At 39.2% G+C, this 18,641-nt stretch carries 1 protein-coding gene (running past both ends of the window); it reads right to left on the bottom strand.

The coding region annotated (locus AB1422_00005) for a hypothetical protein (GenBank protein MEW6617733.1) crosses the window boundary (this coding region is incomplete at both ends): on the bottom strand, positions 1 to 18,641 show 18,641 of its 85,129 nt. The annotated region is longer than the window, extending 46,479 nt past the left edge and 20,009 nt past the right edge.

The following is an 18,641-nucleotide window of genomic DNA, read 5'->3' on the forward strand; positions in this document are numbered from 1 at the left end:
GGTTGGGTATCAATGGTAAAGGTGGTAGTCCAGCTACCTGCAGTATCTGCCGAAACCATAGTAATACTTATCGTCCTACCAAAGTCAACCCTGACTAATTCATTTTCTTTGTAACCAATACCGCGTAAAGTAACAATTGTCCCTACCGTCCCTTCGGTGGGCGTAACTGAGTCTAACTGCGGGCTAATGACAAAGTAGGTTTGGGTAGCGGCTTGCGTCTGCATACCAACCGCTAAGACAGTGGTTGTCCCGAGTGGTTGAGTATTTACCGTGAATGTGGTTGAGAACGAACCAAAGACAGTTGAGGTAACTTTTGTAATCGTCCCCGTAGTGCCAAATAGTATATGTATTGACTCACTTGCCCCATAACCATTACCTGAAACCGTAACAGTCCGCCCTATTGTACCAGTCGATGGAATTAGAGTAAATATCTGAGGCAGTATCTTGAAGGTATTGGTAGCCGGGTCTAATCTGCCAATACCCGTAATCGTAGTTGTGCCATAAGGTTGGGTATTGATGGTAAAGGTTGTGCTGAAACTACCATTGATATTGGCAGAAATCTGAGTAATCGTTGGTGTTGTGCCAAATGCTATGCGCACCGTCTCTGATGATGAATATCCGGTTGCCTTAATAGTAATTACCGTGCCTACAGTTCCTTGCTGTGGACTTACAGACCAGATTTGAGGAAGGATATAGAAAGTGTTGTAGGCATCTTTCCCTTGACCTACATCTTCGTATGCCATTACTGTCGTTGTGCCTCCTGACTGGGTATCAACCGCAAACGAATAGATGAATACACCTGAGGTAGTAGTAACCGTACTTAATTGTGGTGGATTTACACCAAACCTCTTGCCAAAATTAACAATTATCCCCACAGAATTAAGGTAACCATTACCACAAACCGTGATTATTGTCCCTACTGTCCCTCTATCAGGCGTTACCAAATAAATATTTGGAATAATGGTAAATGTCCCTACACCTACTTGAGCAGAAATAGTTCCTGTGCCTCTAATAGATTTAGGATCCGGGTCTCGTGGTTGAGTATCTGGAGATATAGTGCCGTATAATTCACCACGATAATTGGTGGTAATTGTCCCTCTATTCTGGATTGTGCCAAAACTTATCTGAACTGCTTCTGTCTTTCTATAGCCATCTCCATAGATAGTAATCGCACATCCCACCGTGCCTTGAGTTGGTGAAATACGGTATATCCTCCCCAAGATACAGAATTTGGTATTAGTGGCGCGATGATTTATCTCATCTTGTATCCCAATGGCTACAATTGTTGTTGAGCCATAACTCTGGATATCAACCGTGAATACGGCACTGAATACACCATTATTCCCCGCAGAGACATAAGTAATACTTGCATTAGTGCCAAAGGCTATCCTTACCGTTTCACTACTACCATATCCATCACCACTAACTGTAACCGCGCTACCTACTGTCCCAGACAATGGTGTTACCTCATAGATTCTTGAAGTAATATTAAATGTTCCCCAGTCATATTCTGGTGTCACATCACCCCTTACTTTAATTGTAGTTATTCCATAGGGTTGCGGATTAACAGTAAAGCAGGCGGTAAATGTCCCATTAAGAGATGATAGGATAACATCTGGCTCAGTAGGAATTGTTCCTATTGTCCCAAAATCAATGCGGATTATCTCCGGGGGAGAGGCTTTATAGCCAGTTCCAGAAACAGTTACCCTTGTTCCCACTACACCTGTTGTAGGCGAAATAAGAATAATATCAGGAATAATCCTGAATTCGTCTATATCTGACCTGGCAATAGTCATACCTAACGCCTTGATAGTATGAGAACCATAGACCCGGGTATTTACGGTAAATGTGGTGCTGAATGTCCCTTTCAGACTTGCGGTAATCGTAGTAATCGTAAAGGTATTACCAAAATCAATCTGAATTAACTCACTCTCACCATAACCATCACCCGTTACTGTAACCATACTCCCTACCGTGCCAAATATGGGAGAAACTGAGGTAATATGCACCTCTATTCGGAATTTCCACTTCTCTTCAGATGTATGTCCTATGGCATCTACCACATCTATTGTCTTTGTTCCAAAACACTGTGTATCTACAGTAAATAAGGTTGTAAATGTGCCATTTACATTTGCCGTAACCATAGTAATAGTGCGATTCTCACCAAATTCAATCCTCACTAATTCACTTGAAGCATAACCATTACCCCAGATACTAATAATTGTTCCTACTGTCCCTGCTGATGGGGTTAAATAATTTATCTTGGAAAGAATCCTGAATTCTGTAAAGTCGCTACCTGTTGGAGAAGTTTGCCCATAAACTCTCACGGTAGTTGAACCATAAACCTGTTCATTTACCGTAAATAAAATAATAAATATCCCATCCTTATTTGCCTGTCTACCATCTGCAACCATATCCTGAACATTCCCAAATTCTAATCTCAGCGTCTCAGAGGTAATATAGCCATTCCCATATACGGTTACCTGGCTACCTACAGTTCCTGCTGTGGGTGTCAGGTAGGTAAGGTTACGGAGAATATCAAAGTAGGCTCTTGCACTTGTAGCGGATAAAATACCTGTCGCTAAAATTGTCCTGGAACCAAAAGCCTGCTCATTTATAGTAAATATAGTGGTAAATGAACCACAATTTTCAGCCGTAACGGTGGTAATAGTCTGCGTTGTTCCAAAATCTATCTGAATAAGCTCACTGCCTTGATACCCTACACCCCTTACCGTGACATAAGTCCCTACTGTCCCTGATAATGGTGAAATTAAAATAATACTTGTCTTTATCCTGAAGTAGGTAGTGGCGGTAGTAATATTACCCCAGGCAATGATAGTTGTTGTGCCTACAGGTTGGGTATCGACAGTAAATGTCACCTCAAAACTACCATTACCAACTGTACTTATAGTCGTAATGGTCTTTGTCGTGCCAAAATCTATCTGCAATAACTCAGAAGCACTAAATCCGTTACCTTTAAGGGTAACTATGCTACCAACAGTCCCTTCTGTTGGTGTAATATCATAAATTCTGCCTTTAATCACAAAATTTGTTGTCGTCGCTGAAGCATAATACCAATCTGTCGTTTCAGCTATAATGGTTGTTACCCCTGCAGGTTGAGTATCTACCGTAAAGGCAATGGCGAATGTTCCATAAATAGATGCCTTCTGCCCAGAAACTATATTTGGATTTGTTCCAAATTTAACCTGTATTTGTTGCTGCTGAGCCGGGTAAGTTTGATAATAACTATATCCATCACCCCAGATAGTAATTACAGTTCCCACTGTTCCTACTGCAGGGCTAACCTGCCATATCCGTGCCTTAACAAAGAAGAACAATATCTGCGTTTCTGAAGAAACAGACCATTTTACCGTAATCGTCCTTGTCCCATAAATCTGCGTATCAACAGTAAAGGAAAGTGTCCAGGAACCATTCACCTCTGAAGAGGTCGTAGCAATAGTCATAGTCGTCCCAAAATCTACAAAGATAGTCTCTGACCCTCCAAAACCATTACCCCGTAAGGTAACGATAGTGCTAATTATTCCCGTTTGTGGGGTATAGAGAATAATATTAGGCTTGATAAAGAAGATTTGTGTGATTGAGCCCGCAGTATTTACTCCTCTAACTACAACCGTAGTTGAACCATATCGTTGCGTATCTACAGTAAATGTAGTGGAAAAAGAACCATTATCAGTAGTCGTGGTTATGGCTATAGTCCCTGTGTTGCCAAAGAGAATATGAATTTGCTCACTGGCACCAAACCCTGTTCCCGTAATACTCACCCTTGTATTTACTGTTCCTACATTTGGCGTGAGAAGATGAATATTAGGTAGAATAGTAAATGTCCCTACTGCACTTACTACACTCCCTTCATGCCAGGCACAAATAGTAGTAATACCAGAAGCCTGGGTATTAATAGTAAAGGTAGTGGTAAATGAACCTTGAGCCACTGAACTAACTACTACAATACTTACAGTTTTACCGAAGTCAATCTGCACTAATCTACTCGCCCCAAACCCATTACCTTGAATAGTAATTACCCTGCCTACTGTTCCTTCTGAAGGTGAGATAAGAATAATATTAGGTAAAATACAGAAATCTCGATATGCACTCGAGCAAGAACTTACATCTACTGCCGTAACAGACTTTGTCCCATAGGATTGAGTATCCACAGTAAAGGAAACCGTAAATGACCCACTTTGGTCTGCTGTAATGGTAGTAATAGATGTATTTACTCCAAACTGAATCCTGACTAATCCACTACTGGTATAACCATTACCACTTAAGGTAATCTTTGTACCTACTGTCCCCCTTGTCGGTGTCATTTCAACTATCTGTGGCACAATCACAAAATAAGAGGTTGAAGGACCGGCAATCAACCCGGTAGCGGTAATAGTAATCGAGCCTAATCTCTGGAGATTAACTGTAAATGTAGCACTAAATGTCCCTAACGAATTAGCACTAGCACAAACGATACTCATAGTCGTCCCAAAATCTATTTGAATATTATCTGTTCTACCATAGCCATCGCCAAAAACCGTTACCCGTGTTCCTACTGTCCCACTTGAAGGTGAAACTTTATAAATTTGCGGTAAGATAGTGAATGTCCCATAAGCCTTAACTGTAGCAGATTGACTTCCTATAATAGTCGTAGTCCCATAGGGTTGTTGTGTAACGGTAATTGTATAAGGATATTGGAATGTCCCCATTCCAGTTGCAAAAATCGTACCCTTACTTTCTATCCCAAATATGATTTCACAATCACCCACACTAAATCCATTCCCATTAATAACTACCTCTGTTCCTACTGTGCCTGATAGCGGGGTAATCGAGAATAGATTAGGAATAATGCCAAAACTTCTTGTAGCAAAGATATGATAGGTAGTATCTGTGGCCATAACGATATGTGGACCATATTGTTGCACCGGTGCGGTAAAGGTAGTGGAGAATGAACCAAAGGCAGTTGCCTGAGTTGTAGTTCGAAGGTCACCACCAAACTCTATCCGAATCAAACTTCCTGTCCCAAACCCATTGCCAGCAATAGTTACTATCGTCCCTACAGAACCCTGCGCTGGTGTTAATTCAATGAGGTTAGGCAGGATAGTAAATGTGGCTATTTGTGAGATGGGATTACCCTGATAAGCAATCACTGTTGTCACACCATAAGGTTGTGTATCTACTGTAAATGTGGTTGAGAAACTACCTTCGGCATAGGTTGAGGTCAGGGTCAAAGTCGGTGTTGCACCAAAGATAATGCAGATTGATTGTGTGGCACCATAACCATTACCCGCTATGGTAACTCTAGAACCTACTGTGCCTGATGTAGGTGTAAATAAAACAATGTTGGGTAGTATCCTGACCGTTAGGTTATCTGCCCAGCCATCTGAGGCAATCCCTGTTGCCTTAATCGTGGTTGTTCCATAAGCCTGGGTATCAATAGTAAAGGTAGTAGTCCAGCTACCTTCTGGACTGACTGAAACAGTAGTAATCGTTCGCGTAATTCCAAAATCTATCTGCACTAATTCTGATGCCAGATACCCAACTCCACGCAAGGTGACTACCGTTCCTACCGTTCCTTCGGTTGGAGTGATTGAGTCAAGTTGTGGTTTAATCACAAATAAGTTAGAGGCAGATGCCCCTGTCCTTGTGCCTACCGCAATAATAGTTGTCGTCCCCAAAGATTGCGTATCTACTGTAAATGTAGTTGAGAACGACCCAAAAGCAGTAGAAAGTGTTCGGGCAATAGTGGGTGTTGTCCCAAATTGAATACAAATCCACTCGGTTGCTCCGTAGCCATTACCATAAACAGTAACCACCCTGCCTACTGTTCCACTCGTTGGAATTGGATCAAATATCTGAGGCAGTATCTTGAATGTATTAGTCGCTGGCTCTAATCTGCCATAACCGGTAATCGTAGTAGAACCATACGGTTGTGTATCAACAGTAAATGAAACCGTAAATGTTCCATCAGCATAAGTTGAAATAAGAGTAATTGTTTCTGTAGTCCCGAAGGCTATCCTGACTGACTCTGTCCCTCCAAACCCATCTGCTTTAATGGTTACTACTGTCCCTACTGTTCCTGAAGTTGGACTAACAGAATAAATATGTGACAGGATATAGAATGTTGTTTCCTTCTTATTCACCTCAAGACTTTGCTTCGCAATAATAGTAGTACTTCCTTGTGGTTGACTATCAACCGTATAATTATAGACAAAGTTACCACTCAAAGTAGTTATAGTAGCCGCATTGCCCCAATTTATCTGGACCCGACCAAAGGATATGAATATCTCAACTGAAGAATTATACCCTGTTCCAAGAATACTTATTACTGTCCCTACACTACCTCGTGTTGGCGTAACCCAGAAATTAGGCATAATCACAAATTGGGTATTGGTGGCTTGTTGATTAATATTTAAATCATTTATTGCCACAATAGTTGTCGTGCCATAACCTTGCGTATCTACGGTAAATGTTACGGTAAATGTTCCTGAAGAAGTAGTAGTAACTTGAGCTATCGTATTGGTAGTCCCAAACGCTATCCTCACCTTAACCGTAGCACCATAACCATTACCATATACCGTCACTATGTTACCTACTGTTCCTGTGGTAGGCGTAATTTGAGTAATATTTGAGGTGATATTGAATGTTCCGCTATGTGGTTCTTTTGAAGTATTGCCATAGGCAGTAATAGTTGTAATCCCGTAGGGTTGGGTATTAACGGTAAATGTTGTGGAAAAAGTGCCCTTACTACTCGCAGTTGAATAAGTAATCGTGGATAATTTACCAAATAGAATTTGCACACCTTCATTCATCCCATAGCCATTACCATAGATAGTCACTATCGTTCCTACATTACCAAATTGCGGTGTAACTTGAGAAATATTGCCAATAACCTTGAAATATGCTAATGCAGATTCATTAGGTGGATATGGATTAGATGCCGTTATAGTAGTTGTCCCATAAGGTTCTTGATTAACGAGTGCAATTTGATCGCTAAAAGTTCCATCTATTGTAGTTGTTCCACTAATTGAAATTTGATAAGTAGAACCAAAATATATACTTATATATGCTCCTCCTGAATAACCATTACCGCTTATAGTTACCGTAGTCCCAATTGAACCTGAATTTGGGGTTAACTCAATAATATTAGGAGAGATAGTAAATGTGCCTTCATCATAACTTGAGTTTCTACCAGAGGCAACAATTGTCTTTTGCCCAACACTTTGCGTATCAACTGTAAAGGTAAGGGTAAATGTCCCTTTATTACCCGCAGAGGTTGTAGTTATAGTATTTGATTTACCAAAGTCTATTTGGATATCATCCAACGAGGCATAACCCGTTCCTTTAATCGTAACTATTGTGCCGACACTACCAGTAATTGGTGATAGATAGATAATATCAGGTATTATCTTAAACTCTGCCGTGCTTGAACCATTACTGCTAATTCCTGTGGCTAAAATAGTTTTAGAACCATAAGTTTGGGTATCAATGGTAAAGGTAACATTAAACTTAGCATAGACATTATCCGTAGTAGCGGTAGTAATAGTATTTGTTACCCCAAAATCAATCCTGACCTCTTCACTGGCACCATAGCCATGCCCTTCTACCGTAACTATAAATCCAACCGTCCCATAAACAGCCGGGTTAACAATAATATTTGGTTTCAAAATAAAGAATTGGCTATCGGTTACTGCTGGAGATATACCTGGATTTATAGCAGTAATCGTTACCGAACCCATAGGATAATCTATCATAACCATATTAAGAGAAGAAATTGTAAAACTTCCTCCTCCACTACTCTCTACACTTCCTCTCCCCATCCCATCAAGCTGTCTATTACCAAAATCAATTCTTACATTCCAGGTGGCGACAAAACCATTCCCCATAACCGTTATTTTAGTTCCTACGGTTCCAGAAGATGGTGTAACTAAGGTTATATGAGGCAAAATCTTAAAGTTACCTTCAGCGGTAGTATTAGAATTACTACCTATTGCTTGAATCTGAGTATCTCCATACGGTTGAGTATCAACACTAAATATTACCGTAAATGAACCTGAATATTCTGAAGTAGTTGTAGTAATAGTTCGATTAGTTCCAAATAAGATGGATACTACCTCCGTAGGTGCATAACCATCTCCACGCACCGTAACAAGAGTTCCCACAGTTCCCTCTATAGGTGTAATCAAAGTAAGTTGTCCAACTATGCAGTAGAATGATATATCCGTAGCACCTGTCGATGAGCCAATAGCAGTAATGGTGACACTACCGAATGTTTGTGCGATAACTGTGAACACCCCGGTAAATTGTCCTTTGTCATTGGTAGTAGTAGTAGTTACGGTTGTATCTTTGCCAAAAATAATATTTACCTCCTCAGAACTTCCATAACCATTTCCTGTCACGGTGACTATGTTTCCTACTGAACCTTGTGATGGATTTACGGAAGTTATCTTCCCTAAAATAAAGAATGTCCATCTATTATCTTCCTTGTGATAAAATTGTCCTTCAACATAGACAGTTTTTGTTCCATAAGGTTGAGTATCAATTGCAAATGTAGTTGAAAATGTTCCATCACCAGTTGCATTAGTAGTTATTGTCAAACCAACCCCGAAAACAATCCTTATCTGTTCACCATTTCCAAATCCATCACCTCGCACATTAACAGAACTTCCTACTATCCCTCTTGTTGGAGTTACCTCTACTACCTGCACTAATATCTTAAATTCTTTACTCGCTGATTTATTCAAATCATTAAATTGAACGCCCGTAACTGTCTTGCTCCCATAATGTTGTGTATCAACAGTAAAGGTAAGGGTAAATGTGCCATCGCTATTAGTTGATATTTGGGTAATAGTGGGTGTTTTACCAAAGGCAATCCGAATACCAGTTGTGGCATCAAATCCAGTACCAATAACGGTAATCATTGTCCCAACTGTTCCTGATATAGGTGTAATAATAATCTCAGGACTAATCTTAAAGGAGGTTAATAAACTTGAAGTTGCTCGTTCTTGTGACATTAGACCAACAGCTATAATAGTGGTAGTGCCATAAGGTTGAGAATTTATCGTAAAGGTAACTGCAAATGTCCCTAAATCCGTAGAGGTAACAATAGCAATAGTCAATGTTGTCCCAAAATGTATATGAATACCTTCTGAGATACCAAATCCATTACCTTTTACTGTTACTGAAGAACCAACCGTTCCTGTCTGAGGATTAACATCTATAAGTTGACCTTTAATATAGAAATAATTAACTATGGCACTCCCGCCTCCACCATTATCTGTTGCTTCAATAGTTCTACTCCCCGCCGGTTGAACATCAACAGTAAAGGTATAACTAAATGTCCCATTTAGATTTGGGATAGGTCTTGATTCTGTCGGGTGGTCTGTAATCCCAAATTTAATATTAACTGCTAGTGAAGCACTAAAACCATTACCTTCTATTGTCACCCAGCTACCTACTGTGCCAGATGAAGGAGTAACTGAAATAACCTTTGGTAAAATCTTGAATAGTCGATATGAATATGAACCATATTCCTGACTGGAGGTAGCACAACTTATAGCTACCTGTGATGTCTGAGTTCCTCTGGCAGTAATAGTGGTTACAAAGGTATAGGCTTGCGTATCCACTGTAAATGCTACCTGGAATTTACCCTGATAATCAGTTGAACTAAAGGCAATAGTTGGATGAGTGCCAAAATTTACCTCAATATTTTCACTCTTGCCAAAACCATTGCCATAGACTGTAATCAAAGTGCCAACACTACCTTTGTTTGGCGAAACTCGATAAATAGCCGGGACAATGGTAAATATCTCCTGGCTACTAGCTCTTGTATTTACATCTCTGGCAACAATCGTAGTTGTCCCATAAGGTTGGGTATCTACGGTAAAGGTAACCGAGAAACTACCACCAAACTCACTGGCAGTAGTAGCCGTAATAGTCATCGTCGTGCCAAATTGTATTTCTACCCGACCATTAAGACTATAACCACTACCATTCACCGTGACCATAGTTCCAACACTGCCGGTAACGGGTGTAATTGAATCAATCACTGCTAAGACAGCAAAGTGATTGACCCCTTCTGTCCTACTTGTTTGACCAATAGCAGTAATAGTTCTCGTTCCAGACTGGGTATCAACCGTAAAGGTAGTAGTAAATGAACCATACCAATTTGAAGATGTCGTAGTAATAGTCTTTGTCGTCCCAAAATGAACATAAATTTCCTCTGAGACATAATATCCATTACCGTGAATAGTGATGATAGTTCCTACGGTTGCCTGTTGTGGCGTGACCCACTCTACCTGCGGGTTAATTCTAAACAGGAAGAAAGAATCTACATCACCAGCACCATGCGGCGCATCTCCATATCCAGTGGTAGTTGTTGTTCCCCACGGTTGAGTATCAATTGTAATTGTCACCGAGAAGGTACCTGATAAATTAGTTGATGTAACAATCGCGGTAGTAACTCTACCAAACTCTATCCGAATCGTCTCTGTCGCTTTATATCCTGTCCCTTTAACCGTAACAACTTTACCTACTGTCCCCTCTCCTGGCTCTACCCAGAGATTTGAAGTAATACACATCGTATTGGTAGCAGAAAGGTCTGACGATTGACCACGAACTACTATTGTTGTTGTCCCATGCGGTTGAGAATTAACCTCAAAGATAAGACTAATCTGTCCATCTGAATCTGCTGAATCACCTATTATAGGAACTGTAGGTATAGTCCCAAAATTTAGGGTCAAATTTTCATTAGATTTATAACCATTTCCATATATTGTTATAGACGCTCCTACTGTCCCACGCGAAGGTACAACATTATAAATTCTCGGTATAATAAAGAAACTCTTCCTGGCGGTAATTTGTTGTGGGTCATCAGTATAAACAACTACTGTCTTAGAACCAGCAGGTTGAACAGTTACATTGTGTGTTATGGTAAAAGAGCCCTCAGGAGAAACTGCTACTCCTTTTGCCACGCTCGCATCTTCACCAAATTTAATCCATATATTATAATTGGCGGGATAACCATTTCCATGAACAGTAAACATACTTCCTATTATCCCTTGTTGAGGTGTAACATATTCTACTTGTGGCAAAATCTTAAAGGTATGTGTTGCTCGTTCAGAAGAAATAAATCCTATAGCAATTATCGTTGTGCTACCATAAGGTTGAGTAGTAATAGTAAATGTCATAGTAAAAGAACCTTCTGCTACTGAAGTAATAGTATTAATAGTAGGATGAGTACCAAAATTGATATAAATTAATTCTGTGGCTTTATAGCCATTTCCATATACAGTAATAATATGCCCTACAGTGCCTTGTTGTGGTGTAACAAGAAAGATATTTGCCTTTATAGTAAATAATTCATCATCTACATTAGCTGTATTTTTATCTACCTCAGAAGCTTTAATCGTCGTTATTCCTGCTGGTTGGGTATCAATCGTAAAAGTAATCTGAAACACTCCATTAACATCTGTCGTGGCAACAGTGATACTCCGCGTCGAACCAAAATCAATTCTAATCTCTGCTGTTGGACTATATCCAGCACCATTTACTGTAATTATAATTCCTACTGTTCCCACCTTAGGATTAATCCACCTGATTCCTGCCTTGACATAAAACCCTATAGAAGCTACTGCCTGTGTTTGACTTCCAGTAGCGGTAATAGTTTGTGGACCAACAGGGTATCCTTCAGGAACAGTAAAAGCACTGGTAAATGTACCAAAATTTGTTGTAGTCACAATACCTGCCGTTATGACGGTAGCTCCAAAAACAATCTTTATCTGTTCAGTTACGCCATATCCAGTTCCTAATATCAATATATCCGAACCTTCTGGTTTCTCCGGAATACTACTTAGAACCTGTTTTGTTTCTGGATCTAAATGCACAAGATGTGGCAATATCTTAAATTGATTAGTCTGTGTAGCATTAGTAATCAATCCTGCCGCCATAATTGTTGTTGTCCCATATTTTTGGGTATTAATGGTAAATATAACTGTAAATGAGCCGTATGCAGTCGAGGTAATAAAGGCAATAGAAGAAGTTAATCCAAAATCAATCTTTATCTTTTCTGTCGCTCCATAACCATTACCCGATACAGTAACATTACTTCCTACTGTTCCTTCAGATGGAGTAACTGAAAATACCTTAGGTAATATAGAAAACTGGGTATTGCTTGCTGATTCACCTAAATTGCCTATAGCAATGATAGTAGTTGTCCCATATTTCTGAGTATCTACGCTGAAACTAATGGTAAATGAACCATATTCAGTAGCGGTTGTAGTAATGATATTTACTGTAGTCCCAAAGTTAATCCTTACTTGTTTAGAGGCAGTAAAACCATTACCTATTACAGTAATTTCGCTTCCTACTGTCCCGGATGTTGGTGTAACAGAGGTAATGAAAGGTAGAATAGTAAATGTTCCTTTAGGAAAGTAAGCGTCACTGATACCACCTATTCCATGTGCTTGAATAGTAGTCACTCCATATCCCTGAGTATCAACGGTAAAGGTAGTGGTAAAAGAACCAATCTCATCTGCCGAAATAACTGTAATAGTTCTAATAGTCCCAAAATGTATCTCTATCCCTTCTGTTACTCCATAACCATTGCCTTTAACAGTAACAATTGTTCCTACTGTTCCTTCTTTTGGAGATATAGAGAAAATTTGAGGTCTTATCTTAATCGTCCCGTTTTTACCTGCAGAAGCTGCACCTGAATTAAAACCATAACCGTTAACTATGGTATCACCGTAAGGTTGGGTATCAACAGTAAAGGTACTCGAGAAAGAACCAAACTCACTAGATAGAATAATAGTAATTGTTCTTGAATTACCAAACTGAATTCTTACATTTTCATTGGCTCCATAACCATTACCCCTTACCTCTACTACATCTCCTACATAATTCTCAATGCCACCAAGTGTAGGATAAATTATTTTTGCTTTCATATATGTATATGTTCCTGCATTAACACCTGTGGTTAATCCATAAACAGTAATTGTAGTTGTCCCATAGGGTTGAGTATCAATAGTAAATTGCACCGTAAATGACCCAAAGGCGGTGGTCTTACGGTCTGTACTTATAGTTATACTTCCTACTGTTCCAAAATGTATCCTTATCGTTTCAGTAGCACCAAAACCATTACCACTTATCCCCGCGCCATATCCTTCCCAACAATAATTTTGGTTCCCATAAGTTATCAAATCTGCATCAAGCCAAATAATATTTGGTTTAATCTCAAATGTAGTGGTTGCTGAGAAACCGTAGGCAACAGATGTAAGTCCAGTTGCTTTGATAGTCGTTGTGCCTGCTGGCTGAGTATTTACCTTGTAACTAACACTAAATGTGCCGTTTATTGTCGTTGTGCCAATAGTAATGCTCTCAGTCGTCCCAAAATCTATCTGCACATATTCTGACGCCCCAAACCCATCACCAAAGACCGTAATAAGCCTCCCTACCGTCCCTACTGTCGGCGTAACATAAACCGCCGGGAGGATGGTAAAGGCCTCTACATCTATAACATTAGGAAAACCACTCGTAGTAACTGTAATACTTGTTGTACCCACAGGTTGCGTATTTACTGTAAAAGAATAAGTAAAAGTACCATTACTACCCGCAGAATACCACATTTGTTTCATCCCAAAATCAATTATTAATGCTTGTCCACCCACATAACCATTTCCTTCTAATGTTACCCACGAACCAACTGTCCCAGAAGAAGGTGAAACCGATGTAATATTCGCCGTTATAGTAAATGTCCCACTTGCTGATATATTAGTAACACTACCATAAGCATTAATAGTTTTTAAACCATAGTCCTGTGTATCAATAGTAAATGTAGTTGTAAATGAACCTATATTATCTGTAGTTGTTCTTGTAATTGTAGGATGATTCCCAAATGCGATACGAATTCCCTCAACGCATCCAAAACCATTGCCTTTTAAAGTAATAATTGTCCCTACTGTTCCAGATGAAGGTGTAATTAAGATAATATTAGGACAAATCCTATAAAATTCCCACTTTATTTGCCCACCACCATACACTTTAATCGTCTTTGTTCCATAGAATTGTGTATCTACGGTAAAGGTAGTTGTAAATGAACCATTGGCATCTGAACTAACCGTTGTAATACTTCCCTTTGTTCCAAAATCAATAAATATATCCACACTTGAATTAAATCCATCTCCTTGAACCATAACCAAACTACCGACTGTGCCACTGGTTGGTGTGATAGATATTCTACTGGTAATATTAAATGTGGCGTAAGAGAAATTGCTCGTACCGTTAGTGAAACCGTAAGCAACAATCGTAGTTATACCAATTGACTGAACATTTACTGTAAAACTAACACTAAATGACCCGGCTGCTTTTGTCTGAACAGAAGTAATACTTGGAGTTGTCCCAAAATGTATATAAATAGTTTCCGTCGCCCCATAACCATCACCCCAAACTGTTACAATAGTTCCTACATTCCCTTCAGTAGGAGTAATCATAAGAATCTTCTGAATTATCTTAAATTCTATATAATTCTCACCTTGGGTTGACAACCCTGTAGCCTTTATAGATGTAGTCCCAAATCGTTGGGTATCAATAGTAAAGATAGCTGAAAAAGTTCCATTAGCATTACTACTGGCTATAGTTATTGTTCTATAATTACCAAAGTTAACTCTTATTTCTTCACTTGCCCCGTATCCATCACCAGTAATAGTAATAATAGTTCCTATGGTTCCAAAAGTAGGAGTAACAGAAGTAACCTTTGGTAAAATAGTAAAGAGTCTATCTCTTTCGAGACAAATCTTATGTCCATATACATTTGCAGTTCGTGTCCCTAATGGTTGAGAATCAATCGTAAAACTAGTAGTAAATGTTCCTCCAAGTTTCAAACTTGAATCAGTAATTCCAGTACTCATTATAACCATAATACTTGGTGTTGACCCAAAGTTAATTCTAATGGTTTCAGTAGTATCATATCCTGTTCCTGTAATAGAAACAATACTTCCTACTGTACCTCTATCAGGTGTAATAGTAACATCAGGCATAACTTTAAACCAACTATAGATATATTGCCCTGATGCAAAACCACGCGCAAGCAAGGTTTTAGTGCCGTATGGATACTCTTTTAATGTAAAACTTTGTTCAAAACTTCCATCATTACCATTACTCCCAAATACTCCAGTCTGTTGTATCAACTCATCATTAATTACAAAATAAATCCGCATTCCTTCTTCCCCAGAACTAGCACCTTCATTTCCAAAACCATTACCTCTTACCAAAATAGTATCTCCTACCGTCCCAAAACTTGGAGTAACTAATGTAATATTACCTATTATTCTAAAAGAAGCAGTTCCTATTACCTGAGATGTAACTCCCGTAGCTTTAATTTCCTTATTTCCATAAAACTGTTGATTAGATGTAAAAGTAATTGTAAAAGATCCACCAGAAATAGTTTGAGCAATAACAATTGAAGGTCTATTACCAAAATCAATTTGAACCGACTCATTTGCTTTATATCCTGTCCCATCAATAGTTATAGTAGTGCCTACACTCCCTATTGTAGGTGTAACTCTAATTACTGGTGTAATCGTAAAAGACCCTACACATAACATACTTATCTTTCCTTCAACTTCGATAGTAGTAGTTCCATAAGGTTGAGTATTGATAGTAAATGTAATTGAAAAAGTACCACTTGCACTTGTAGTAGTAGTCGTAATAGTTCGAGTATTACCAAAACCTATTCTAATCTCATCAGCTGCCCCATATCCATTACCTTTTAGAGTAACGCAACTCCCTACACTACCAGAAATTGGCGTTATTTCAATAATATTAGCCAGTATCTTAAAACTTTGTGTCCCAAAATGTCCAGAACTAACACCTAAAGCTAAAACAGTAGTACTCCCATAAGGTTGTGGAATATTTATAACAAATGATTTAGAAAATGTTCCATAACTATTAGATGTAAGATCCGAAGATTGAACTACATGCGGTTCTGTCCCAAAATCAATTTGAATTCCTTCACTTTTACCAAATCCATTACCCCTAACTGTAATTGTAGTCCCTATTGTACCTAAGGTAGAAGTAATCATAATCTTCCCTATCACTATAAAAATCTCTGATGTAAATTCTGTTGGATCACTTACATTAGTCGCAGTTACCGTAGTAGTTGCAGGTTGTTCTTGAATAGTAAATGTAGTAGTAAAAGACCCCGTATTATCTGTAGTAGCCTGAGTGATTGTTCTAATATCTCCAAAATCAACTCGAACTAATGTATTTGTCGCATATCCAATTCCATTTATTGTTACTATAGTCCCTACTGTCCCATTATTAGGTTGAAGGCTAATCCTTGGTGCAACTATAAAATAACTTTCTCCATAAATATTATTTGTAAGTCCCCAGGCAACTATCGTTTTCCTCCCTGAAAATTGTCCTAATGGCACAGTAAAGGTAGTACTAAATGTACCTCCTAAACCATCAGCAAAATCTACAATTCCACTACTTGTAACAATAGCAATAGTTGAAATATCACCAAAATGAATATGAATAACCTCTTCTAATCCATAACCATTACCTTTTATAAGTACTCTTGTAATCCCAGGAGGACCAGATTGAGGAGATATTAAAATTATATTTGGTAGAATTGTAAAATAATTAACTGCTAATTTCTCACCAGGATCCCAACCTTTTACTTCAACAGTCTTTGTCCCATATGGCTGAGAATCAACAGTAAATATAATACTAAATGTACCATAAGCAGAAATTTCTTCATTCACTGTGCTCTTGTAAAAATTGTTTCCAAAATTTAATGTCATTGAATCATTGGAAGAATACCCATCACCTTTTACAGTCACATATGTCCCTACTGTACCAGATGAAGGAGTTACTATTTTAACCCTTGGCGTAATAAAAAACCACTCCATTGTATGTGTCCCCAGCGGACCTGAAATCGCCGATGTCCCACACTGCATCCCATAGGCATTTAGTGTAGTCAAACCATAGGGTTGGGTATCGATACTAAATTGAACTGTAAATGACCCCATGACATCGGTTGTTGTCAACGCTATCGTCTTATTTGTCCCAAAGATTATCCGAATTTGCTCATTAGCCATATAACCATTACCCTGCAAGATTACCAGTGTATCTACGGTCCCGGTAGTTGGCGTGAACGAAATTATCCGCTGACGAATATGGAAATAATAAATAGCCGATGTCCCTGTCCTTATTCCAAACCCGGTAATCGTTGTCGTGCCATAAGGTTGGGTAGTAACTGTAAATGTGGTCGTGAATGAACCAAATTTAGTCGAAGTTATTGTCGTCACGGTCTTTGAAGTCCCAAAGAGGATATGCACCATCTCCGACGCCCCATAACCATTACCAGAAACCGTCACCATACTCCCTACCGTGCCTATGGTTGGGGTAACAAAGACAATCCGTGGCTGGATGGTTAATGTCTGGGTAGCAAAGACTGTTTCCTCAGGGATATTAACATCCGTTGCCTTAATCGTAGTCGTTCCAAAAGGCTGGGTGTCAATGGTAAAGGTAGTGGTGAACGACCCTTCGGCATAGGTTGAGGTAGTCTGAATAGTAACAATTGTCCCAAAATCTATTCTTATTAAATGCGTCGCCCCAAATCCATTACCGCGTAAAGTGATTATAGTCCCTACCGTGCCATAATTCGGTGAGACAAGTATAATATTCGGCAGAATCTTTAATCTGTTACTGGCGTTGACGGTTTCATCCTGACTGTAGGCAATAATCGTAGTTGTGCCAAACGGTTGTGTATCAATAGTAAATGTGGTTGTCCATGTCCCTTCAGCATAAGTTGATGTTGTCTGAATAGTCCGCGTAGTCCCAAATTCAATCCGCACCGTTACCGATGCCTCATACCCTGTCCCACGAATAGTAATAATAGTGCCCACCGTTCCTTGCGTGGGAGTAACATAGAATAATTCTGGTAAAATTGTAATCGTGCCATACGCCTTTATCCCAATATCATCCTGATGAACAGTAATTGTCTTTAGACTATACGGCTGACTATCTATCGTAAATGTGGTTGTCCATGACCCTTCTGCATAAGTCGAAGTTGTCTGAATAGTGCTATTTGTCCCAAATTCTATCCTGACCGTATTTGAAGCACTATAGCCATTGCCACTGATAGTAATTACTGTGCCTACTGTCCCTGAAGTTGGTGAGATATAGATAATATTTGGTAAGATAGTCGTGCTACCATAAGCCACTACTACCCCCACCGCAAATTCTATATCTTCTGCCATAATCGTTGTCGTCCCATACGGCTGGGTATCTATGGTAAATGTGGTTGTCCATGAACCTTCAGCATAAGTCGAGGTTGTCTGAATAGTCTGAGTCCTCCCAAAATCTATCCGAATCGTATGTGATGCCCCATAACCATTACCCCTAACCGTGATTATACTTCCTACCGTTGCCTGTTTAGGTGTAACTAAAATGATATTGGGCAGAATAGTAAATGTGCCATCTGATTTTATACCTATATTATCTTGATGTGCGGTGATAGTTGTAATCCCATATCTTTGTGTATCAATGGTAAAGGTGGTAGTAAATGAGCCGTGGAGTGTGCTTGTCACCATCACGATAGTAGGTGTAGTGCCAAAGGCTATGCGTATCGATTTTGA

This window comes from bacterium (genome assembly GCA_040757115.1).
Classification (GTDB): domain Bacteria; phylum UBA9089; class CG2-30-40-21; order CG2-30-40-21; family SBAY01; genus JBFLXS01.